Source organism: Pseudomonas sp. GW823-FHT02C02 (assembly GCF_058797635.1).
The window spans coordinates 182,922-203,724 of record NZ_JBXAJV010000015.1; the positions used below are offsets into that span (position 1 = coordinate 182,922).

The following is a 20,803-nucleotide window of genomic DNA, read 5'->3' on the forward strand; positions in this document are numbered from 1 at the left end:
GGCGTCCCCTAGGGGACTCGAACCCCTGTTACCGCCGTGAAAGGGCGGTGTCCTAGGCCACTAGACGAAGGGGACACACGTACAACATTCACTCCCTACCGCGTTTCGCTGTGTGCTTTACGCTGTAAGTGGCGCGCATTCTATGGATGGATTGAGGGGTCGTCAACCCCCAGATATAAATTTATTTAAATCAATGACTTCGCCCCGCTTTCAGCCGGGATTCCGGCTTTTGCGCCTGCTGACCTTTGGCGACTATATTCTGATAACCACCAAGACGTTATAGTCCGTCGCTGAAGATGATGGCAATCTGAACCACGATTGCCAGTATTTATATAAGTCGAACCCCGGCCGATATAAAGATAGCCACAACCGATTCAACTCGTCGAGCGGTCCTATGCGCCCAAATGCCAAGCCACTACACTCGATCGCGAACCCTATAAAGAGGTCTTACCGGTGACACCACTCATGATCACCCTGCTAGTCGTAGCCGGGATCGCACTATTGATCGCCATTGGCTACATGAACCATGTGGTGGAAAACAACAAGCTGGAAAAGGCCCGTACCAAGGTTGAACTCAACGACCGCCTGCGTCGCTGCGGCGAAATCACCGAGACCTTCCCCGGTCAGCTGATGACACCTGGCCTCAAGCTGCTGCTGACCCGCCTGGAACTCAATGTCTGCAAGCGTTTGCTCAACCTGGAAAAAACCAGTTCCAACCTCAGGGCCCGGATTACCGAACTCGAAGCCCTGGTCGCGCAAGGCGAATCGATCCCGGTCAACAACCCGCCGGCACCGATCCAGACCGAAGCCAAGGCCAAGGACGTGCGTTTCCTGCTCGAAGCCCTGCACGGCCAAATCACCCGCGCCGCACAGGATGGCTTCCTGCCGACCAACGAAGCCAAGCGCTGGATCCGCGAAGTGCGCCACATTCTGGTCCTGCTGCACATCGAGTTCTTCAATAACCTGGGCCAGCAATGCCTGCAACAAAACCAGCCAGGCCAGGCCCGCCTCGCCTTCGAGCGCGGTGTGCAATACCTGCGTAAACAGCAGGAACCACAGATCTACGCCGAACAGCTCGAATACCTGGAAAAACTCCTGGCGCGGGCCAACGCCATGGTGATGGACAACATCGCGGCCGTTGAAAGCGAGACCAACCAGTTGAACGCCGGCCTCAAAGAAGTTGAAGCGGATGCGGACTGGAAGAAAAAAGTGATCTACGACTGATCGGAAGAATCAAGGAAGCCACCGCGAGGTGGCTTTTTTTTGGACTGGGTTTGGCGGGTGAGTATTGCCGGTCAAGATGGGTTGGCGGCGAGGCCGTCATCGCTGGCAGGCCAGCTCCCACAGGGTCAGGTGTTCACCTGCAAGTCATTGGTCGGCTGTCAGGTCGCCTTCGCGGGCAAGCCTCGCTCCTACAAGGGGTTCGCTGTACACGCTTCGCTCTTCACCACTCATCAGGCCGAGCGTTAGCTCGCCAGCAGCTTGGTCGTCATCGCTGGCAGGCCAGCTCCTACAGGGTCAGGTGTTCACCTGCAAGTCATTGGTCGGCTGTCAGGTCGCCTTCGCGGGGCAAGCCTCGCTCCTACAAGAATTCAGCGTACAGCTTTTGATTTTCACCACTCATCAGGCCGAGCGTTAGCTCGCCAGCAGCTTGGTCGTCATCGCTGGCAGGCCAGCTCCCACAGGGTCAGGTGTTCACCTGCAACTCATTGGTCGGCTGTCAGGCCGCCTTCGCGGGCAAGCCTCGCTCCTACAAGAATTCAGCGTACAGCTTTTGATTTTCACCACTCATCAGGCCGAGCGTTAGCTCGCCTGCAGCTCTTGATCTTGATCTACCCGCCCCTTTCGGGAGGCTGAGTGGAGGTGTTCATCCGGGGAGTGGCGCGCAGCGCCGTTCGACGCAGTCGAACACGCTGCATGTAGGTCGTCGCGAAGCAGACCGGAGGGCAGTGTCCCCGGATGGATACCGGAACGAAGGAACGCCGAGCCTTAGCGAGGGGCCGGACGCTTGGGGCGAGACTTTTTGGTTCCTTTTGTGGCGTTTGACAAAAGGGACTCGCCGTAAGGGCGAAACCGCCAGCCGCCGTTACCGCAGAAATGGATATGTACCCGGTCAACCACAACATGGTCGGCCCGAAGGCCGCCATCGCGAGCAGGCTCACTCCCACATTAGATCTGCGCACATACGCAGGGAGAAAAATTAGAGCCGGAAGTGTCCGACCATCCCCTTCAACTCAACCCCCAACTGCGCCAATTCAATGCTCGACGCCGCATTCCCCCGCATCGCCAACGAAGACTGATCCGCACTCGCACGAATACTCGTCACACTGCGATTAATCTCCTCGGCCACCGAACTCTGCTCCTCGGCGGCCGCCGCAATCTGCTGGTTCATCTGCTGAATCAACGACACCGCCGCCGCAATACTTCCCAGCGCACTCTCAGTCTGCAACGCGTCACTCACCGCCAGCTTCACCAGCTCACCACTGTTCTGAATCTGCTGCACCGACGACTGCGCCGCCGAACGCAAGGCGCTCACCAGACGCTCAATCTCCTCGGTCGATTGCTGAGTGCGCTTGGCCAACGCCCGAACCTCATCCGCCACAACCGCAAACCCCCTGCCCTGCTCGCCGGCCCGTGCTGCCTCGATCGCCGCATTGAGCGCCAACAGGTTGGTTTGCTCGGCGACACTCTTGATTACACTGAGCACCGTGCCGATGTTCTGGATTTCTGCACTCAGGCTTTCGATGCTCGAACTGGCCGACGTCGCCGAATCCGCCAGCTGCTCGATCCGCGCCATGCTTTGACGCACCACCTGCTGGCCACTTTCCACCTTACCGTCCGCCGTTTGCGCAGCCTGAGCGGCTTCCTCCGCGTTACGCGCCACATCGTGCACCGTCGCCGTCATCTGATTCATCGCCGTGGCGACCTGCTCGGTTTCTTCCTTCTGGCTGCTGACCTCCAGGTTGGTCTGCTCGGTCACCGCCGACAAGGATTGCGCCGAACTCGCCAACTGCTCGATACCGGCCTGCAAACCGCTGACGATGGTGCTCAGCCCCGCCCCCATCTGTTGCATGGCCTGCATCAACTGGCCGATTTCGTCACGGCGCGTCACTTCAACCGTCGCACTCAAATCACCCGCGGCGATCTGCTGCGCAACACGAATCACACTGCGCAGCGGCGCCACGATCAATCGGGTAATGACCCACGCCGCGATCAACCCGACCAGCAACGCCAGGGCCGAGGAGCCGATGATCAGCATCGAGTTCTTTTTCAATTCGGCCTGCATCGACTGGTCTTCGGCGACATACGCCTGATCGACCCGCTCCACCACCTGCGCAGCACGCTGGTGCAGTTGCTCATAGACGGTTTTTTCCTGGGCTAACAGACCGGTGTATTCGGTCAGTTTCTCGCTGAAACTGGTGATGTGACCCGCCACTTCATTGAGGACAGTCTGATAGCCCTCATCCTTGACTGTGGTTTTCAACTGCTCGGCCTGAACCTGCGCCTGATCGGCCTGCTCGATCTTGCCCTGAGCTGCGCTGTCATCGCCCTTGCGGCTCTGATCCAGACGCACACGTGCTTCGTTCATGGCCTGCAGCATCAACCGCGACACCTGGCTGACCTGATTGGCTTGCTCGATGAACTGCCCACCGTCCTTGCCTTCGGACTCCTTCAAGGTATAGGCGCCATCGTCGGCAAGCCCGGCTTGCAGGACATCCAGATTATTGGCCACGCTGGACACCGACCAACTGGCCATTTCCAGGGCCAGGTCCTTGGCCTGACTCAGCGAGACGAATTCGTCGAAGGCCTTGCGATAAGCCGCCAGGGACTGCTCGACGTCATTCATCACTGGCACGTTGGCCGCTGAAGCAGCCTTGAGCTGCGTCGCCAAGGCGATCAGGCCATCAACCCCCTGGCGCAGGGCATCCGCAGTTTTCGGGTTGCCGTGCAAGGCGTATTCCTGCTCAAGCAGTCGCACCTTGAGCAAACCGCTGTTGAGCGACGACATCTGCTTGAGCCCGTCGAAGCGCTGACTGATGGTTTGCAGGGACCAAACGCCGATGGCTGCCACCAGGGCCGTCAACAGCAGCACCAAGACAAACCCGACACCCATTTTTTTTGCCATACCGAGGTTGGCAAAACGTCCTTGCACGGCCGAAATCATTGCACTTAGTCCCCTGACATAGTCTGTTGACGCAGATTCGCAATGGGCATGGGCCAGCACAAGTCTCTGGCGTCGGAATAATGGCAAAAAGCTACGTCCACGTCGTTTTCAGAACGCTTTAGGTCGATTCGCAGCGGTCGCCTGAAAAAAAGCCCGGGCACGAGGATCACAGGCATAAGCGACGTTGATGCGCTGCCAATCTTTCGCCTGGCCGTCAGGACTGAAGGCCGTGGCAGAAGACAGCAGCACACCGCAGCGCCGGGCCTGTTTGCGCACCTGAGCGTAGTCGGACATCCGCGATCGCGCCCAGATAAACAGGCCACCAGCCGGCTTGCCGAAAACTTCCCACTCGGCGTCTTCGAGCACTTGCAAGGCCGCCTCTCTGTCCGTATTCAAACGCTGGCGCTGACGCTGTACCAGTTTGCGGTACGCGCCGCTGGCCAACAGGCAAGTCAGCACCGACTCGCAGAAACTTGAGGCGCCCATGCTGCTGATCATCTTGACCTCGGCCAATCGCGATATGACCCCTTCGCTGGCCACGACAAAGCCGACCCGCAATGAACTGCTGAGGGTTTTCGAGTAACTGCCAACGTAGATCACGTTGTCATCCCCCCCCAATGCAGCGAGGCGCGTGCCGGGGCCATAGTGCAAATCCGCATAGACGTCATCTTCAATCACCAGCACGCCATGGGTCTTGGTCAATTGCAAAACCTGCTGCGCCATCGCAGGCGTCAGGCAACTGCCCGTCGGGTTGTGGTAGAAACTGTTGATGAATAGCGCGCGGGGCCGGTGCTTTAACAATAGTAATTGCAGTTGCTCCGTGTCGGGCCCGCGCGGGGTACGAGGCACCTCGATCATCGTCACACCGTGCAGCCTGAGCAGGTCAAACAACAGTGGATACCCCGGACTTTCCACCACCACGCAATCTCCCGGCTTGAGCAAGGTGCGCACGATCAGGTCGAGCCCCTGACTGGCACCTGCGGTGGTCAGGATACGGTTTTCATCCACTTCGATACCGAGCCGTCCAAGGCGTTTGAGAATTTGCAGACGCAAGGCAGGCAGGCCTCGGGAAGTGCTGTAGTTGAACAACCCGGCCATGTCGGTACGGCTGACCTGACGAATCGCGTAGCTCAGGTCGTCAGTTTCGCGCCAGCTCTCCGGCAACCCGCCACAGCCCAGCTTAAGTTCGCCCGAGCAGCCGCCCTGTTTCAGTTCCGCCCCTTCGAACCAGAGGCAATCCTGTTGCCCCTGGGCGACCAGCGTTGGCGTGGCGACAATGAAACCGGCGCCATGACGCGGCGCCAGCACACCTTGAGTCACCAGCCGCTCACAGGCTTCGACGACGCTGGACTGACTGAGCAGATTGACCCGCGCGATGTGCCGCGCAGAAGGTAAACGCGTCCCTGGCTGCACCTCGCTCTGACGGAGCCAGACGGCCAACCCATCGACGATTTGCTGTACGACCGGCACCAATGCCTGTCGATCGATTCTCAATTCCATGAGCAAGCAAACTCCTGTCCATTTGCGGGGAGCAGTTAATCACAGGTGCGCAGGATCGGATGTGCGACAACGCCGCCAAAACCCTCGGTTCTAACCATTTGAAACACATTGTCCGCCGCCCTTCGCGACACCATGAAAAAGCCCGCACGTGTGCGGGCCTTTTCCTACGAGGCAGGTCTTGATGGGTCAGAACGCCGTGACACCACCGTCCACTGCCAGCGAGTGACCGGTGGTGAACGCCGCTCCGTCGCTGCACAGATACAGCACGGCACTGGCGATTTCCTCGACCTTGCCGATGCGGCCGACCGGGTGCATGGCGTTGGCGAACTCGCCCTTCTTCGGGTCCGCTTCATAGGCGCGACGGAACATGTCGGTGTCGATCACCGCCGGGCATACCGCGTTTACGCGAATCTTTTTCTTGGCGTATTCGATCGCCGCCGACTTGGTCAGGCCGATCACCGCGTGTTTCGACGCCGCGTAAATGCTCATCTTCGGCGCCGCACCAAGGCCCGCCACCGAAGCGGTGTTGACGATCGCGCCGCCGCCCTGGGCCAGCAGCAACGGCAACTGGTACTTCATGCACAGCCAGACGCCTTTGACGTTGACGCCCATGATCGCGTCGAACTCATCAAGGGTGCCTTCAGCCAGTTTGCCTTTCTCGATCTCGATGCCGGCATTGTTGAAGGCGTAGTCCAGACGGCCGTAGGTATTCACCACTTCGTCCATCAGATTTTTTACATCGCTTTCCAGCGTGACGTTGCAACGCACGAAGGTCGCTTCGCCGCCCGCTGTACGAATCAGTGCCACAGTGCCTTCGCCCCCGGCCGTGTCCATGTCGGCCACCACCACTTTCAACCCTTCAGCGGCGAATGCCTGGGCGGTCGCGCGGCCAATACCGTTGGCAGCGCCGGTCACCACGGCGACCTGGCCGGAAAACGTCATGCTCATTGTTATGCCCTCAAAGAGAAGAATGCGGGGGATCGTGTGTTTCCAGTCTAGCCACAGGGGCATGGGACACGGCAGCACTATCAGAAGCCCGGTTGAGTGACCATGAGTGGCAGTGATAGAACTGCGGCACCGACTATCACTGCACTGGATCGACGTGCATTCGCCGCATCAGCCAAACTTGCGGCATCGATCATGAAGGTCTATCAACAAGGCTTCATTCATCTTGAGTGCCTGTCATGACTACCCAGACCAATCGCCAGTTCCTGCTCGCCAAACGTCCGGTGGGCGCGGCTACCCGCGAGACCTTTACCTATCAAGAAGTGCCAGTCGGTGAACCGGCTGCGGGTCAGATCCTGGTCAAAAACGAATACCTGTCCCTGGACCCGGCCATGCGTGGCTGGATGAACGAGGGCAAGTCCTACATTCCGCCGGTCGGTATCGGCGAAGTCATGCGCGCATTGGGTGTAGGCAAAGTCGTTGCCTCGAACAATCCTGGATTTGCGGTCGGGGACTACGTCAACGGAGCCTTGGGCGTACAGGATTATTTCCTCGGCGAGCCACGAGGTTTCTACAAAGTCGATCCGAAACTGGCACCGCTGCCCCGTTACCTGTCCGCGCTGGGCATGACCGGGATGACCGCCTACTTCGCGTTGCTTGATGTCGGCGCACCGAAGGAAGGTGACACCGTGGTGCTCTCCGGCGCGGCCGGTGCGGTGGGCAGCATTGCCGGGCAGATCGCCAAGATCAAAGGCTGCCGCGTGATCGGCATCGCGGGCGGCGCGGACAAGTGCAAATTCCTGATCGACGAACTGGGGTTTGACGGCGTCATCGACTACAAGAACGAAGACGTGCATGCCGGCCTTAAGCGTGAATGTCCAAAAGGTGTCGACGTGTATTTCGATAACGTCGGCGGCGATATTCTCGACGCGGTGCTGGGTCGCCTGGCCATGAAAGCGCGCGTGGTGATTTGTGGCGCCATCAGCCAGTACAACAACAAGGAAGCGGTCAAGGGCCCGGCCAACTACCTGTCGTTGCTGGTCAACCGCGCGCGAATGGAAGGCTTCGTGGTGATGGACTACGCTGCTCAGTTCGCCGCCGCCGGGCAGGAAATGGCCGGCTGGATGGCCAAGGGGCAGCTCAAGAGCAAGGAAGACATTGTTGAAGGACTGGAGACCTTCCCGGAGACGCTGATGAAATTGTTCAGCGGCGAGAATTTCGGGAAGTTGGTGTTGAAGGTTTAACCCAACAGTTGAATTCACCCCAAAACTAATGTGGGAGTGAGCCTGCTCACTCCCACATTTTTGATCTTCGGTGTTTGATCAGGCGATTTCGGCTACAACTTCGGCCAACGCCTTCGCTGGATCCGCCGCCTGGCTGATCGGACGGCCAATGACCAGGTAATCGGAACCGGCATCCAGCGCCTGACGCGGGGTCAGGATACGGCGCTGATCGTCCTGGGCGCTGCCCGCCGGGCGAATCCCCGGGGTCACCAGTTGCAGCGTCGGGTGCGCCGATTTCAGGGCACGGGCTTCCAGGGCCGAGCACACCAGACCGTCCATTCCGGCTTTTTCTGCCAGTGCCGCCAGACGCAGCACCTGTTCCTGCGGCTCGATGTCCAGGCCGATACCCGCCAGATCCTCACGTTCCATGCTGGTCAGCACGGTCACGCCGATCAACAGCGGTTTGGGGCCGGTACGCTGATCCAGCACTTCACGGCAGGCGGCCATCATGCGCAGACCGCCGGAGCAATGAACGTTGACCATCCACACGCCCATTTCCGCCGCGGCTTTAACCGCCATCGCGGTGGTGTTCGGGATGTCGTGGAACTTGAGGTCCAGGAACACTTCAAAGCCCTTGTCACGCAAGGTGCCGACGATTTCCGAGGCGCAGCTGGTGAACAGCTCCTTACCGACTTTGACCCGGCACAGTTTAGGGTCCAACTGGTCGGCCAGCTTCAGTGCGGCGTCACGGGTGGGGAAATCCAGGGCGACGATGATAGGAGTCTGGCAGACGGACATGTGCGGGCTCTCAGGCAGGACGAAATCGGCGCGCATTGTAGCGGAACCAGCGCCACTGCGGGACCCGATGATCGGTAAATCGTCCCGAAGACTCCAGCAAGACTAGTCCCTGCGCCGATTGTGTCGAGTTCGATACACACACGACACGCCCACAACACCCTTCCTCGCTACCCTCGGCAGCCGCAACACGTCCTTACAGCACTTCCCGCCTCCGGGCCGGACGCCTATGCTGGAACCACAACCTCGCAGCCCATCTTTGTGGTTGGCAGCCTACCTGGCAGATGAACGCACGCATGCACAGCACCCCAGCACCTCTGAACGACGATCAAAAAGCACCCGCTGACGACAAACGCTGGAGCATTCGCGCCCTGATCGTCGACGATGACGTCCCGATCCGCGAACTGATGATCGACTACCTGGCCCGGTTCAACATTCACGCCAGCGGCGTCACCGATGGCGCTGCCATGCGCCTGGCGCTGCAAGCGGAGCATTTCGACGTGGTGGTGCTCGACCTGATGCTGCCCGGTGAAGACGGGTTGTCCCTGTGCCGCTGGCTGCGCGCCGAATCGGACATTCCGATCCTGATGCTCACCGCACGCTGCGAACCCACCGACCGGATCATCGGCCTGGAACTGGGCGCCGACGACTACATGGCCAAGCCCTTCGAACCAAGGGAACTGGTCGCGCGGATTCAGACCATTCTGCGTCGAGTGCGCGACGATCGCACCGAACAGCGTGCGAATATTCGCTTCGACAACTGGCGCCTGAACAGCGTGCTGCGGCAATTGATCGCCGCCGACGGTCTGGTGGTGCCGCTGTCCAACGCCGAATTCCGCCTGCTGTGGGTGTTCATTGAGCGTCCGCGCCGGGTGCTCAGCCGTGAACAACTGCTGGACGCTGCCCGTGGTCGTTCCATCGAAGCGTTTGATCGCAGCATCGACTTGCTGGTCTCGCGCCTGCGCCAGAAACTCGGTGATGACCCGAAAGCCCCGCAGTTGATCAAGACCGTTCGCGGTGAGGGTTATCTGTTCGACGCACGAGACATCGGCTGATGCGGGCGCGCTTCGATACGCTGTTCGGCCGCCTGTTTGGCGTGCTGCTGCTGGCGATCATCCTGGCGCACCTGTTGGCGTTTGCCTGGTTTCACCATTACGGTCCTCCCCCGCCTCCACCGCCGCCGGCATTTTCCGAAGGCATGGGCGGACAGCGCCCGCCGATGGACCCGCGCTTCGAAAACCGGCCACCGCGGCCGTGGTTCGGCGGCCCGTTGGTGCCGCTGACGTTCCAGTTTGTCACGCTGATCATTGCCGCCTGGTACGGCGCCAAACTGCTCAGCCGGCCGATCCAGCGGCTGAGCGACGCCGCCGAACGCTTGAGCGAAAACCTCGACAGCCCGCCGCTGGATGAATCCGGCCCACGGGAAGCCCGGCAAGCGGCCTACACCTTCAATTTGATGCAGAAACGCATTATCGAACAGGTGCAGCAGCGCTCACGGATGCTCGGCGCGGTGTCCCACGACCTGCGCACGCCGCTCTCTCGCCTCAAGCTGCGGCTGGAGCAGATCGAAGACCACAAGCTGCAGGGCCAGATGCGCCAGGACTTGGACGACATGATCAGCATGCTCGATGCCACCCTCACCTATTTGCACGAGCAGCGCACCAGCGAAGCCGGGCAATGGATGGACGTGCAGGCGCTGGTGGAGTCCTTGAGCGAAAACGCCCAGGACCAGGGGGCAGATGTTCAGGCCAGCGGCCACTGCGCGCCGCTGCAAGTGCAGCCGATGGCGTTGCGCTCGTGCATCAATAATCTGCTGGACAACGCCCTGCGCTATGCCGGGCACGCGCGGATCACGCTCGAAGACAACCGTGAGCAACTGGTGATCCGCGTCATCGACCACGGCCCGGGTATTGCGGCGGACAAACGTGAAGCGGTGTTCGAGCCGTTCTTTCGGCTGGAAGGTTCGCGTAATCGCAATTCGGGCGGCGTCGGGCTCGGTATGACCATCGCTCGCGAGGCGGCGGAACGACTGGGTGGGCAGTTGAGCCTGGAAGAAACACCCGGCGGCGGTCTCACCGCCGTCATCCGCCTGCCCCGCGCCTGAACCACACACCAATTCCTGCAGGCTCACGCCTACATGATCCGAGCCTGGCCTGAGACTTGTGTGTACCAATCGGTACAAACCTCACACACCCACGACACCTTGCCCCTTGACGCTGCATAAGCCGGTGCACCCACCGGTTTTCCATTCCAGGGAGTGAGTCCAATGATTGGTAGTGTCAGCAACTACACGAGCTATACCAGCACCAGCAGCACCTCGACCAACAGCGCCCGCAGCCAGCAATTCCAGAAAGAACTGTTCGCCAAGCTCGACAGCAACAGCGACGGCGCGGTGGATCAGGGCGAACTTGAAAGTGCCCTGTCGCAGAAAACCGATGACGGCCTGCTGGTCAGTCTGAGCAAAAACTTTGGTGATCTGGACAGTGACGACAGCGGCAGCTTGAGCAGCGAGGAAATGGCGGCAATGGCACCGCCGCCACCACCGCCGCATGACCAGGCACCCAACACCGAACTGGCCGACGCGCTCGTCAGCGCCCTGGACGCCGACGGTGACGGCGCCATCAGCAGCGACGAATTGAGCAACGGCCTGAACAACGCTGGCAGCAGCGCCGACAGTACAGAAATCTTCTCGGCCCTGGACAAGAACCAGGACGGCACCGTCAGCAAGGACGAACTCGCCGCCAGCCTGACCCCGCCGCCACCGCAGCAGGTGTCCAGCGAAGAATTGTTCAGCCAGCTGGATACGGACAGCGATGGCAGCGTAACCACCACCGAACTGAGCAGCGTGCTGCAGGCCAGCGACAGCACCTCATCGACCAGCACCGACACCAGCGCTGCGTTGCTCAAGGTGTTGGACAGTGACGGCAGCGGTGAGGTCAGCAGCGATGAACTGAACGCGGCGCTGCAAGCAGGTCGCGAGAAAACCAGCGACAACTCCACCGCTCAATTCAACGTCAATGAAGCGCTGAACAAAATGATCGCCAACCTGAGCAAGCAGTATTCGCTCGATAACGTGGCGAGCGTGGGCAAATACTTGAACGTATCGACCTGAGTCAAAAGCTTCGCGAGCAAGCCCGTTCCCACAGTAGAGCTGCGCCCTTCACAAATCCCCTGTGGGAGCGAGCCTGCTCGCGATGAGGCCCTCAGCCCCGCCGAAAATCTCAGGGCCGGCGATCGTCTACCCGCGCATGACTCTTGCTCCAGTCCGTCAACAGACTGTACGCAACCGCCAGCAACGTAGGCCCGATGAACAGCCCGATAAACCCGAACGCAATCAACCCGCCAAACACGCCGAGCAACACGATCACCAATGGCAGATTCCCGCCCCGGCTGATCAGGTACGGCTTCAGCACGTTGTCGACGCCGCTGATGATGAACGTGCCCCAGCAGCCGAGGAACACCGCCATCCCGTACTCACCCTTCCAGGCCAGCCACGCGGTGGCCGGAATCCACACCAACGGTGGCCCCATCGGAATCAGACTGAGCATGAACGTCACGATGCCCAGCACCAACGCCCCGGGCACCCCGGCAATCAGGAACCCGATCAACGCCAGGACCGCCTGCGCCGCTGCTGTGCCGATCACCCCGTTCACCACCCGCTGCACCGTCCCGGCCACGAGTTCGATGTAGTACCCGGCGCGATCACCGATCAGGCGCTCCAGCAGCCCATGGACAAACGCCGCCAGCCGCGGCCCGTCACGGTAGAAAAAGAACACGAACACAATGCTCAATGTCAGCTCGAGAATCCCGCCGCCAATCTGCGCACTGCGTGCCAGCAGCCAGTTGCCGACCTGACCCAGATACGGTTTGACCGCCACCATCATCGCCGCGCCTTGCTCATCGATGCTGTTCCAGATCACCATCAACCGCTCGCCCACCAAAGGAACGCCGCCCAGCCAGGTCGGTGCTTCGGGCAAACCGTCCATCTGCACATCCTTGATGAACGCAGTGGCATCACGCACGTGATCCGCCAGGTTGAACCCGAGCCAGACCAGCGGCACCGCCACCAGCAACATCCAGCCCAGTGTCAGCACCAGCGCGGCCAGGGATTCCCGGCCGTTGAGCCAGCGGGTCAACAACCGCATCAGCGGCCAACTGGCGAACGCCAGCACCGCGCCCCAGAACAAGGCCGACCAGAACGGCGCCATCACCCAGAGGCTCGCGCCAAACAGCACCAGGAGCAGGATCTGCACCAACAGCCGATCGTTATTGAGCATGTAGGTTCTCGAAAAAATCAGTCAACAAAGAGCAGGCAAACGCGCCAGCCGCGTTTGCCTGATGAAGCTTATCGCAACAGTTCGATGTGCAGGCCAGGGCTTTTGGCGCTGCCGGCTTCCATTCGCGCCGCCCGCACGCCCTGCCCGATCAGCGCCTGGCGCCACGCTTCGGCGTTTGGCCCGGAAACACTGACCCGCAAGGTGGTGTCGAGGTTCAAGCCGCGAGAAATGAGGCGCAGCCAGGTGGCATCAGGATCGGCGCTCAATGTGGGGAAATCGAGTTCGCCCGTACTTTTCAGCTCTCGCAGCAAGGTCGCCGACGTCGGCAGCAAATCACCCAGCGGCGCGGCAGCGTCGAACTGCTCGACGTGCAGGTAGGCTTTGCGATTGCCGCGAGTGATGCTGTAAAGCGCCACCAACGTATTGTCCCGGGGCGCCGCGAGACGCAAGAGCAAGTACGCCTGTTGATCGTCGGCACCGTACAACTTGGCGTTCCCAAAGACCTCATTGGCCCAGAGGCTGCTTTCACCGCAATCACGTGCCTGACACCAGAACAGCAAGCCGGCACCCTGCTCTTGCAACGCTTCACGCGCGGCAGTGAAGGCGTCGGTTGACGAATGCTCCGGCGGCAACTCATAGGTCACCGATGTCGCCGTTCCCCGGGCGCTGACCTGACCATCGAAGCGCAACTGGCCGCTGATCTTACGGATCGAACCCAGCGGATAAATCCGCTCGAGCTCAACGCCGGGGCGATAGTCGACGATCTGCGCGTCGGCCATGCGCGGCACGATCGGCAAGTCCTGACTGCCCGGGACATCGGCGGCAAATAACAAGGGACTGAAACAACACAGCACCAGCACACTGAATGAACGCATGGATAGACTCATCGGATCAGCATGGCCTGGGCACCCTTGACGACACTGGCATCATCGAAGCGCTCGGGCACCAGCAAACCACGCTGGACCGCCGGACGCGCTTCCATGGATGCCATCCAGCGCTGCAAGGCCGGCAAACCGTCAACCTCGACGCCCGACCACTCATGGCCACGCACCCACGGATAGGTGGCAATGTCGGCAATGCTGTACTCGCCCGCCAGAAACTCCACGGATTGCAGGCGTGTATCGAGCACCTCATAGAGGCGACGTGTTTCATGTTGATAGCGGTCGATGGCGCCCTGGAGTTTTTCTGGAAAGTAACGGAAAAACACGTTGGCCTGCCCCTGCATCGGCCCGATCCCACCCATCTGGAACATCAGCCATTGCAGGACGACCGAGCGCCCCTTCGGGTCCTGGGGCAGCAGTTTGCCGCCCAGCTCAGCGAGGTAAATCAGGATGGCGCCGGATTCGAACACGGCAAAATCGCCGTTGGCGCGGTCGACAATGGCCGGAATCCGGCCATTGGGATTGATCTTGAGGAAGTCAGGTGACTTCTGTTCCTTTTTGTCGAAACTCAAGGCGTGCACCGTGTAGGGCAGGCCGAGTTCCTCGAGCACGATAGAGACCTTGTGGCCATTCGGGGTCGCAGCGGTGTAGAGATCTATCATGGTTGTCTCCCATTTCAACCCGCCCAGCCTCGACAGTTGCCCGGCGCAAGTCAAGGAACGGCGAAGAACCGATTGAAACAGTCTGCGACAAGGTCGGCGCCGGGTTCGTCATTCAGGTGCAAATGATGGCCGCCAGGCAGCTGTTCACGGCTAAAGGGTAGACGCTCCAGCAACTCGGGATGTTTGGCGAGCATGCCGTCAGCTGCTACCACCAAAAACGCAGGGCAACTGACCCGCTGGACGAAGGCCATCGCCTGTTCGGTTGTCAGACGCAGGGGCGATGGCAGCGTGAGTCGGTTGTCAGTGCGCCAGGTGTAACCGCCCGGCACCGGCATGAGTCCACGCTGGGCCAACAGCTCGGCGGCTTCGCGACTGACCGCCACCAGGCCTTTCATGCGTGCCTCAATGGCTCGATCCAGGGTGTTGTAGACCGGTTTGCGCTTTTCCCTCAGATCCAGCTGGGCTTGCAGGGCCATGCCCATGCGTTCGGCGGCATTTTCGCCTTTGTCTGTCGGAGGAATGATGCCGTCGATCAACGCCAGATGCGTGACACGTTCCGGCATCGACCCGGCAATAATCAACGAAGCGATCGCCCCCATCGAGTGCCCCATCAGTGCAAAACGCTTCAGGCCCAACTGCTCGGCGACTTGCAGCACGTCGTGAGCGTAGTCCCACATCGCGTAACCGGCGCCGGTCGGGCGATGCCCGGAATGTCCGTGACCGGCCATGTCGAGGGCGATGATGCGCAGGCCTTTGAGCTTCGGTGCCAGCCGGGCGAAGCTGTTGGCGTTGTCCAGCCAGCCGTGCAGGGCGATCACCGGCAGGCCGTCTTCGGGACCGAACAGGTGCGCGGCCAGCTCGATGTGCGGCAGGCTCAGGCGAACTTCTTCGACGACGTGGCTCATGCGCAATCCTGTTGGCGACGACCTTCCCAGCGGCTGAACAGGTTTTTCAGCAGCGTGGCGGTGTCTTGCGGGCGTTCGAGGGGGAACATGTGGCCACCGGGCATGGTCAGGGACTCACCCAGCGGCATACGCCCGACGGAGCTTGCATGGTGACGCATCACCACCCGGCTCTTGTGCCCGCGCACCACCGCCAGCGGCACTTTCAACTGGCGTGCCTGGCCTGGACTGGTGTGCGGGACGCCACGGTAGATGCTGATCTCCGTGGCCGGGTCGAAACGCAGGCGCAGCTTGTCGCCGACTTTTTGCAAACCGTGTTGCAGGTAAGCGTCGAAGCACTCGGGATCAAAGCTGCGGAACAGGGTTTTGCCGGCGAAATAGAGCCGTGCCGCGTCCAGGTCGGCGAACTCTTCCCGGCGCCCCAATGTACGGCCGGCGGGGGTCAGGCGGTCGATGAAACCGAAACGCTTGGCCGCACGGATCACCCATTGATCGGCGCGGGTCAGCACCGGCGAATCGAGCATCACCACGCCCCGATACAGTTCAGGGCAACGCAACGCCGCGTGCAGGTGCAGCACGCCGCCGAAGGAATGGCCGACGCCCCAGACCGGCTCCGGTTGCTCTTTGAGGTGATGGATCAGCTCATCCACCAGGTTGCGCCAATTGTCGTCCGCCGGAAAACGCGGATCGTGGGCGTGCTGTTCCAGATGCGTCACCTGGTACTCGGGCGCCAGCGCCGCGAACAACTTGCCGTAGGTGCCCGAAGGAAAGCCATTGGCGTGGGCGAAAAATATCTGTTGCGACATACCGGCAAATCCATGAGCGAAAACAAGGGTTGATTGTCCGTAAGACGCGAGGCGGCGGCAATGACTGTAAGTGCCAGGAATGATGACAGTCCGGTCAGGGGCATGAGCATTCAGACATCGCCGAACCCTGTGGCGAGCGAGCTTGCTCGCGTTCGGCTGCGCAGCAGGCGCAAAACCGGTGCACGCCGCGAGAGGCGTGCCGGCAAGGGCTGCTGCCGCAGCCAACGGGAGCAAACTCCCTCGCCACAGGTAATCATCGGGCCGGAAGATGTGGTTCGCTCGACAATCAGCGGGCCGGTGGATTCTCACCCAACGGCACGACCGCCATGGTCAACCGCGACACGCAACTGGCCTTGCCCTCGTCACTGCTCAAACGGATATCCCAGACATGAGTCGTGCGCCCAATGTGAATCGGCTTGGCCACTGCCGTCACTCGCCCGCTGCGCAATCCGCGCAAGTGATTGGCGTTGATTTCCAGACCCACACAATAGAATTTGCTGGCATCGATGCACAAGTAACTGGCCATGGAACCGACCGTCTCGGCCAGCACCACCGACGCGCCGCCGTGCAGCAAACCGTAAGGCTGGTGGGTGCGGTGGTCGATGACCATGCTCGCGGTCAGGGACTCGTCATCAAAGGCTTCGAAGCGAATATCCAGCACTTCGCCAATGGTGTTTTTCTGGATTGCGTTCAACTGCTCGACGTTGGGAATGGTACGCCACAGACTCATCTTGCTTTCCTTTGTTGGTTTTATTGGTGGCTCAATCCTGCCACAGCACCGTCTCGCTGCGCTCGCTCCATTCTTCGAACCGAGCGCCGTAAGACGCTTCGATCACGTTGCGCTTGATCTTCAGGGTCGGTGTCAGGAAGCCGTTTTCCACCGCCCAACTGTCCTTGACCACCACCAACTGGCGCAAGCGTTCGTGTTTGTCGAGGCCGCCATTGACCTCCTCCAGCAGCTTTTCCAGGCTTGCATGCAACCCTGCCCGCGCCGTTCCCCCGGCGTCCTGCTGACCGACCGCCGAGAGCACGCACAGCCCCAGCGGCGCACTCAAGCCATCGCCGACCACGCACACCTGTTCGATCCGCGAATGCACCGCCAGCCGATTTTCGATCGGCGCCGGCGCGACGTATTTGCCTTTGCTGGTCTTGAAGATCTCCTTCAGTCGCCCGGTCAGGCGCAGGTTGCCTTCGGCATCTTGTTCGCCCTTGTCGCCGGTGCGCAGGAAGCCGTCCTCGGTGATGGTTTCTGCGGTTTTCTCGGGTTCCTTGAAATAGCCAAGCATGGTCGCACCGCTGCGCACCATGACTTCGCCCGAATCGGCGATCCGCACTTCAACCTCCGGGCAAGGCTTGCCGATCCAGCCGGGTTTGTTCTCACCGGGCCGGCCGATGTGGGAGTAACCGCAGCTTTCGGTCATGCCGTAGACCTCCAGCACATCCAGTCCAAGCTTGCGGTACCACAACAGCAAGGTCTGCGGCACAGGCGCGGCGCCGGACAACGCCACGCGCAACGCATCCAGCCCCAACCCGACGAGCACTTTGTGCCCGACCCGTTTGCCGATAAAGGGCAGGCCGAGCAGGAAGTCGAGGCGTTTTGCCGCAATCTTGCTGTACACGCCCATCTGGAACTTGGTCCAGATCCGCGGGACGCCGAACAACGCGGTCGGCCGCGCGCGCTGCAAATCGGTGAGAAAGGTGTCGAGGCTTTCGGCAAAGAACACGGTTTGCCCGGTGTAGATCGACGCCAACTCGACGAACATCCGCTCGGCGACATGGCACAGCGGCAGGTAAGACAGCAGTCGATCCGACTCGTTGAGGCCAAACAGCTGAGTGCCGCGCGTGGTGGCAAAGCCCAGATTGCCGAAGCTATGCATCACGCCTTTGGGCACCCCGGTGGTGCCGGAGGTGTAAATGATGGTCGCCAACTGGTCGGCGGACGGCTTGGGATCGTCCTGGATCGGTGAGCTCTTTTGCAGATCGGCCCAGCTGTAGTCGAAAGTACCCGGCGGATGCAACGGCAGGCTGATGGTCGGCAGATCGGGGCTGACCCCGCGAGACATGCCTGGCCAGTCATCGAGCTTGCCGATGAACGCCAGCGCCGCTTCCGAGTGTTCGAGCACTTGCGCCACCGACTCGGCGGTGAGGTTGGGGTACAACGGCACCGAAACGTGCCCGGCCATCCAGATCGCCAGGTCGGCAATGATCCAGTGCGCGCAGTTTTTCGAAATCAGGGCGATATGGCTGCCTTGGGGCAGTTCGCGAGCGCGCAGCCAATGCGCGGCGCAGCGAGCCTGATGGCCGACGTCGGCCCAGGTCAGGGTCTCGACGTGTCCGCCGCCGGTAGGTTGGACCAGAAAACGCTGGCGGGGATGACGGGCTTCACGCTCGTAAAAGACGTCCAGCGGCAAACGAAAAGCAGCAGACATGCGACTCGCTCCTTTATTTTTGGTCTGGAGCAAGCGTAGTCAACCAAGCGGTTGCTTGGTTGACTATTTCACACAAAATCCCGGAACACCGCCGCCCCCTGTAGGCGCGAGGCTTGCACGCGAAGGGCTTTCAACGACGGCAACAGCTTCGCGGACAAGCCTCGCGCCTGCAAAAAGCCAAAGCAAATGCGGTTACGGGTGTTTGATGCTGTTGAGCTTCATCGAACCTATCAGCAGTTCAGCGCTCTCGAGCTCGGCCAGGCCAGCGGTGCTGACCCTCTCTGGTGGATAGCCGGCGCCATGCTGCAAGTAACTCAACAAGTTCCCCACCAACGGGTTGTGACTGACCAGAAGGACGTCACTCACCGACACGAGTTGCTCGGCCACCTTGTCTGGATCAGTGTCCGGGGTCAGCCACTCGACAGTGCGAATCTCCGGTTCGAAACCCAGCGCATCGCGCACCAGCTGCGCGGTCTCCTGCGCTCGCAGAAACGGGCTGGCATAGATGGCTGTAATCGGCTGACCGATCAGTTCAGCTGCGATGCTCAGCACCTCTGAACGACCATGTTCCGTCAGTGCGCGCTCCGAATCGTGTGGTTTGGAACCGTGTGGCTCGGCTTCACCATGACGCAATACCCAGAGTTTCATAGTTTCGGCTCCTCATCTCGGGCCGGATGTGGCGCTGGCGGCACGGCGTGCGGCGCTTCGCCTTCCGGTGTACGCGGCGTCGGCCAGTCGGCGAACGGCCAGGGTTTCTGGTCGCTGTGGAAGGTGCCGAAACGACCGATCTGCGCCAGGAACTGGCTCAGGCTGTCGCCGAAGTTCATCAGGCTGGCGCTCGGGGCGCCATAAATCAAACGATAGATCAGTTGCACCAGCACCACCGCCCCCAGGATGAACTGCGCCACTTGCCAGACCAGCAAGAAGACGATCATCCATAACACCCGCAGCAGAATGGACTCGTAGGTGGCCTCTGTTTTCGGATCGTTCATGTGCAACTCCCTGCTTTATCTCGAAAGCGTGATCAGTTGAAACCGCTGGTGGAAATGAAGTCCACATCGGTTTTGGGTTCGCCGCGCATCAACAGTTCAATCACTTGATTGAGCGTGCGCCCTTCGAACAGAATCGCGTGCAACCCGGCGACCAGCGGCATATAGACGCCCACTTCCTGAGCCTTGGCCTTGAGCACCTTCAGCGTGTTCACGCCTTCGGCGACTTCGCCCAGGCGGGTCACCGCCTCTTCCAGGCTCAACCCCTGGCCGAGGGCAAACCCGACCTGGTAATTGCGGCTTTTCGGCGACGAACACGTGACGATCAAGTCGCCCACGCCCGCCAACCCAAGGAAGGTCATCGGGTTGGCGCCCTGATTCACCGCGAAGCGGGTCATTTCCGCCAACGCCCGGGTGATCAGCATGCTCTTGGTGTTTTCACCCATGCCCAGCGCCACCGCCATGCCGGCGATGATCGCGTAAACATTTTTCAGCGCCCCGCCCAACTCCACGCCGAAGCGGTCGGCGCTGGCGTACACGCGAAAGGTCCGGCCATGCAACGCCTCCTGGACCCGCTGACAGAGTTCTTCGTCTTCGCTGGCGACCACGGTGGCGGTCAGGGCGTGTTCGGCGATTTCACGGGCCAGGTTCGGCCCGGACAGCACGCCGATGCGCGCTTGCGGGGCGATTTCTTCGAGGATCTCGCTCATCAGCTTGAACGTGTGGGCTTCGATGCCTTTGGTCAGGCTGACCAGCAATTTGCCGCTCAACCGTGCGGCGTGCGGGACCAGTACCGAACGCAGCGCGCTGGACGGCAGCGCAACAAAGCACAGGTCGCAAGCGTCCAGGGTCGCTTGCAAATCAGTCACCGGTTCTACCAGGGGAAGAATCTTGATGCCTTTGAGGTAACGCGGGTTTTCGCGATTGACCCGCATGGACTCAGCCTGCTCGGGGTCACGCATCCACTGCCGGACCTGATGCCCGTTCTCGGCCAACAGATTAGCCACGGCGGTACCAAAACTTCCGCCTCCCAGGACCGCAATTGGGCGCTGTTCAGTCATATGCAATCCGTTAATCCATACCAGTGGCGATGTCGGCATTATACGGAGCGTCCCAGTGGCGGCCAGCCCCCGTATCAATTACCGGCACTTGTAGGAAGAAGACCAATAAATCCTAGGAAAATGCCGGCATCGTGAATGGAAAAGTCGAACAGCTCGGTTAACATGCGC

General features: G+C 60.7%; 19 protein-coding genes, 1 tRNA gene and 1 pseudogene. 5 read left to right on the top strand and 16 right to left on the bottom strand.

The features are described from left to right. Nucleotides 1-2 precede the first annotated feature (2 nt). Nucleotides 3-75: transfer RNA gene (locus AC1ROI_RS24660), tRNA-Glu, on the bottom strand. A 378-nt stretch (nucleotides 76-453) separates the two neighbouring features. On the opposite strand from AC1ROI_RS24660, the gene AC1ROI_RS24665 reads away from it, so the two are divergent. Continuing rightward, nucleotides 454-1,224 (top strand): hypothetical protein, encoded by a 771-nt coding sequence (locus AC1ROI_RS24665; protein WP_010457037.1) that lies wholly within the window; start codon nucleotides 454-456, stop codon nucleotides 1,222-1,224. A 976-nt stretch (nucleotides 1,225-2,200) separates the two neighbouring features. Here AC1ROI_RS24665 and AC1ROI_RS24670 read toward each other — a convergent pair. The 4 genes and pseudogenes from AC1ROI_RS24670 to AC1ROI_RS24685 form a co-directional block, all read right to left on the bottom strand. After that, entirely contained in the window at nucleotides 2,201-3,082 is an 882-nt protein-coding gene (locus tag AC1ROI_RS24670; protein ID WP_370655173.1) for a methyl-accepting chemotaxis protein, read from the bottom strand. After that, a pseudogene (locus tag AC1ROI_RS24675) lies at nucleotides 3,062-4,165 on the bottom strand (HAMP domain-containing protein); the annotation flags it as partial. The pseudogene AC1ROI_RS24675 and the gene AC1ROI_RS24670, both read right to left, overlap by 21 nt. Nucleotides 4,166-4,273: 108 nt before the next feature. Then, nucleotides 4,274-5,665, bottom strand: a complete 1,392-nt coding sequence (locus AC1ROI_RS24680) for an aminotransferase-like domain-containing protein (protein WP_102595826.1) — start codon at nucleotides 5,663-5,665, stop codon at nucleotides 4,274-4,276. Between the two features lie 186 nt (nucleotides 5,666-5,851). Continuing rightward, the gene (locus AC1ROI_RS24685; protein WP_077749218.1) at nucleotides 5,852-6,613 is read right to left on the bottom strand and encodes an SDR family oxidoreductase; all 762 of its coding nucleotides are present in this window, start codon (nucleotides 6,611-6,613) and stop codon (nucleotides 5,852-5,854) included. A gap of 236 nt (nucleotides 6,614-6,849) precedes the next feature. Between AC1ROI_RS24685 and AC1ROI_RS24690 the strand changes: the two genes are divergently transcribed. Further along, the gene (locus tag AC1ROI_RS24690; protein WP_010457045.1) at nucleotides 6,850-7,854 is read left to right on the top strand and encodes an NADP-dependent oxidoreductase; all 1,005 of its coding nucleotides are present in this window, start codon (nucleotides 6,850-6,852) and stop codon (nucleotides 7,852-7,854) included. A gap of 78 nt (nucleotides 7,855-7,932) precedes the next feature. Here AC1ROI_RS24690 and pyrF read toward each other — a convergent pair whose 3' ends face one another. Then, nucleotides 7,933-8,631: an orotidine-5'-phosphate decarboxylase gene (gene pyrF, locus AC1ROI_RS24695; RefSeq protein WP_167362277.1), complete on the bottom strand. Its 699-nt coding sequence runs from the start codon at nucleotides 8,629-8,631 to the stop codon at nucleotides 7,933-7,935. A 293-nt stretch (nucleotides 8,632-8,924) separates the two neighbouring features. Between pyrF and AC1ROI_RS24700 the strand changes: the two genes are divergently transcribed. The 3 genes from AC1ROI_RS24700 (at nucleotide 8,925) to xopAW (ending at nucleotide 11,740) form a co-directional block, all read left to right on the top strand. After that, nucleotides 8,925-9,683, top strand: coding sequence for a response regulator (locus tag AC1ROI_RS24700; RefSeq protein WP_077749216.1), 759 nt, complete (start codon nucleotides 8,925-8,927; stop codon nucleotides 9,681-9,683). Then, nucleotides 9,683-10,732, top strand: a complete 1,050-nt coding sequence (locus AC1ROI_RS24705; protein WP_102595827.1) for a sensor histidine kinase — start codon at nucleotides 9,683-9,685, stop codon at nucleotides 10,730-10,732. Before AC1ROI_RS24700 ends, AC1ROI_RS24705 begins: the two co-directional genes overlap by 1 nt. A gap of 162 nt (nucleotides 10,733-10,894) precedes the next feature. Beyond that, nucleotides 10,895-11,740 carry a XopAW family type III secretion system calcium-binding effector gene (gene xopAW / locus AC1ROI_RS24710; protein WP_102599599.1) on the top strand — a complete coding sequence of 282 codons (846 nt, stop codon included), beginning with the start codon at nucleotides 10,895-10,897 and terminating at the stop codon, nucleotides 11,738-11,740. Between the two features lie 109 nt (nucleotides 11,741-11,849). On the opposite strand, the gene AC1ROI_RS24715 is transcribed toward xopAW, so the two are convergent. From AC1ROI_RS24715 to AC1ROI_RS24760, 10 genes are all read right to left on the bottom strand, one after another. Next, nucleotides 11,850-12,905, bottom strand: coding sequence for an AI-2E family transporter (locus tag AC1ROI_RS24715; protein WP_077749214.1), 1,056 nt, complete (start codon nucleotides 12,903-12,905; stop codon nucleotides 11,850-11,852). A gap of 68 nt (nucleotides 12,906-12,973) precedes the next feature. Then, nucleotides 12,974-13,780, bottom strand: coding sequence for a DUF4892 domain-containing protein (locus tag AC1ROI_RS24720; protein ID WP_042932656.1), 807 nt, complete (start codon nucleotides 13,778-13,780; stop codon nucleotides 12,974-12,976). An 8-nt stretch (nucleotides 13,781-13,788) separates the two neighbouring features. Then, nucleotides 13,789-14,448: a glutathione S-transferase family protein gene (locus AC1ROI_RS24725; RefSeq protein ID WP_102595732.1), complete on the bottom strand. Its 660-nt coding sequence runs from the start codon at nucleotides 14,446-14,448 to the stop codon at nucleotides 13,789-13,791. A 50-nt stretch (nucleotides 14,449-14,498) separates the two neighbouring features. Then, nucleotides 14,499-15,353 (bottom strand): alpha/beta hydrolase, encoded by an 855-nt coding sequence (locus tag AC1ROI_RS24730; protein ID WP_083375956.1) that lies wholly within the window; start codon nucleotides 15,351-15,353, stop codon nucleotides 14,499-14,501. Beyond that, nucleotides 15,350-16,240: an alpha/beta fold hydrolase gene (locus AC1ROI_RS24735; protein WP_370654446.1), complete on the bottom strand. Its 891-nt coding sequence runs from the start codon at nucleotides 16,238-16,240 to the stop codon at nucleotides 15,350-15,352. Before AC1ROI_RS24735 ends, AC1ROI_RS24730 begins: the two co-directional genes overlap by 4 nt. Nucleotides 16,241-16,442: 202 nt before the next feature. Next, nucleotides 16,443-16,886 carry a hotdog fold thioesterase gene (locus AC1ROI_RS24740; protein ID WP_094471174.1) on the bottom strand — a complete coding sequence of 148 codons (444 nt, stop codon included), beginning with the start codon at nucleotides 16,884-16,886 and terminating at the stop codon, nucleotides 16,443-16,445. Between the two features lie 31 nt (nucleotides 16,887-16,917). Then, nucleotides 16,918-18,585, bottom strand: coding sequence for an AMP-binding protein (locus tag AC1ROI_RS24745; protein ID WP_102595731.1), 1,668 nt, complete (start codon nucleotides 18,583-18,585; stop codon nucleotides 16,918-16,920). Nucleotides 18,586-18,777: 192 nt separating this feature from the next. Continuing rightward, nucleotides 18,778-19,233 (bottom strand): phosphohistidine phosphatase SixA, encoded by a 456-nt coding sequence (gene sixA, locus AC1ROI_RS24750; RefSeq protein WP_102595730.1) that lies wholly within the window; start codon nucleotides 19,231-19,233, stop codon nucleotides 18,778-18,780. Next, nucleotides 19,230-19,577, bottom strand: coding sequence for a DUF4389 domain-containing protein (locus AC1ROI_RS24755; protein ID WP_010457073.1), 348 nt, complete (start codon nucleotides 19,575-19,577; stop codon nucleotides 19,230-19,232). The genes sixA and AC1ROI_RS24755 overlap by 4 nt, the downstream gene beginning before the upstream one ends. 32 nt (nucleotides 19,578-19,609) lie before the next feature. Continuing rightward, entirely contained in the window at nucleotides 19,610-20,635 is a 1,026-nt protein-coding gene (locus tag AC1ROI_RS24760; protein WP_010457075.1) for an NAD(P)H-dependent glycerol-3-phosphate dehydrogenase, read from the bottom strand. Nucleotides 20,636-20,803: the final 168 nt, after the last annotated feature.

Bases quoted from the DNA above. Each gene is read 5' to 3' on its own strand.
- AC1ROI_RS24720 (WP_042932656.1), bottom strand. From the start codon at position 13,780: ATGCGTTCATTCAGTGTGCTGGTGCTGTGTTGTTTCAGTCCCTTGTTA.
- AC1ROI_RS24690 (WP_010457045.1), top strand. From the start codon at position 6,850: ATGACTACCCAGACCAATCGCCAGTTCCTGCTCGCCAAACGTCCGGTG.
- pyrF (WP_167362277.1), bottom strand. From the start codon at position 8,631: ATGTCCGTCTGCCAGACTCCTATCATCGTCGCCCTGGATTTCCCCACC.
- AC1ROI_RS24715 (WP_077749214.1), bottom strand. From the start codon at position 12,905: ATGCTCAATAACGATCGGCTGTTGGTGCAGATCCTGCTCCTGGTGCTG.
- AC1ROI_RS24670 (WP_370655173.1), bottom strand. From the start codon at position 3,082: ATGCAGGCCATGCAACAGATGGGGGCGGGGCTGAGCACCATCGTCAGC.
- AC1ROI_RS24685 (WP_077749218.1), bottom strand. From the start codon at position 6,613: ATGAGCATGACGTTTTCCGGCCAGGTCGCCGTGGTGACCGGCGCTGCC.
- AC1ROI_RS24700 (WP_077749216.1), top strand. From the start codon at position 8,925: ATGCACAGCACCCCAGCACCTCTGAACGACGATCAAAAAGCACCCGCT.
- AC1ROI_RS24725 (WP_102595732.1), bottom strand. From the start codon at position 14,448: ATGATAGATCTCTACACCGCTGCGACCCCGAATGGCCACAAGGTCTCT.
- AC1ROI_RS24730 (WP_083375956.1), bottom strand. From the start codon at position 15,353: ATGAGCCACGTCGTCGAAGAAGTTCGCCTGAGCCTGCCGCACATCGAG.
- AC1ROI_RS24680 (WP_102595826.1), bottom strand. From the start codon at position 5,665: ATGGAATTGAGAATCGATCGACAGGCATTGGTGCCGGTCGTACAGCAA.
- sixA (WP_102595730.1), bottom strand. From the start codon at position 19,233: ATGAAACTCTGGGTATTGCGTCATGGTGAAGCCGAGCCACACGGTTCC.
- AC1ROI_RS24755 (WP_010457073.1), bottom strand. From the start codon at position 19,577: ATGAACGATCCGAAAACAGAGGCCACCTACGAGTCCATTCTGCTGCGG.
- AC1ROI_RS24760 (WP_010457075.1), bottom strand. From the start codon at position 20,635: ATGACTGAACAGCGCCCAATTGCGGTCCTGGGAGGCGGAAGTTTTGGT.
- xopAW (WP_102599599.1), top strand. From the start codon at position 10,895: ATGATTGGTAGTGTCAGCAACTACACGAGCTATACCAGCACCAGCAGC.
- AC1ROI_RS24745 (WP_102595731.1), bottom strand. From the start codon at position 18,585: ATGTCTGCTGCTTTTCGTTTGCCGCTGGACGTCTTTTACGAGCGTGAA.
- AC1ROI_RS24740 (WP_094471174.1), bottom strand. From the start codon at position 16,886: ATGAGTCTGTGGCGTACCATTCCCAACGTCGAGCAGTTGAACGCAATC.
- AC1ROI_RS24705 (WP_102595827.1), top strand. From the start codon at position 9,683: ATGCGGGCGCGCTTCGATACGCTGTTCGGCCGCCTGTTTGGCGTGCTG.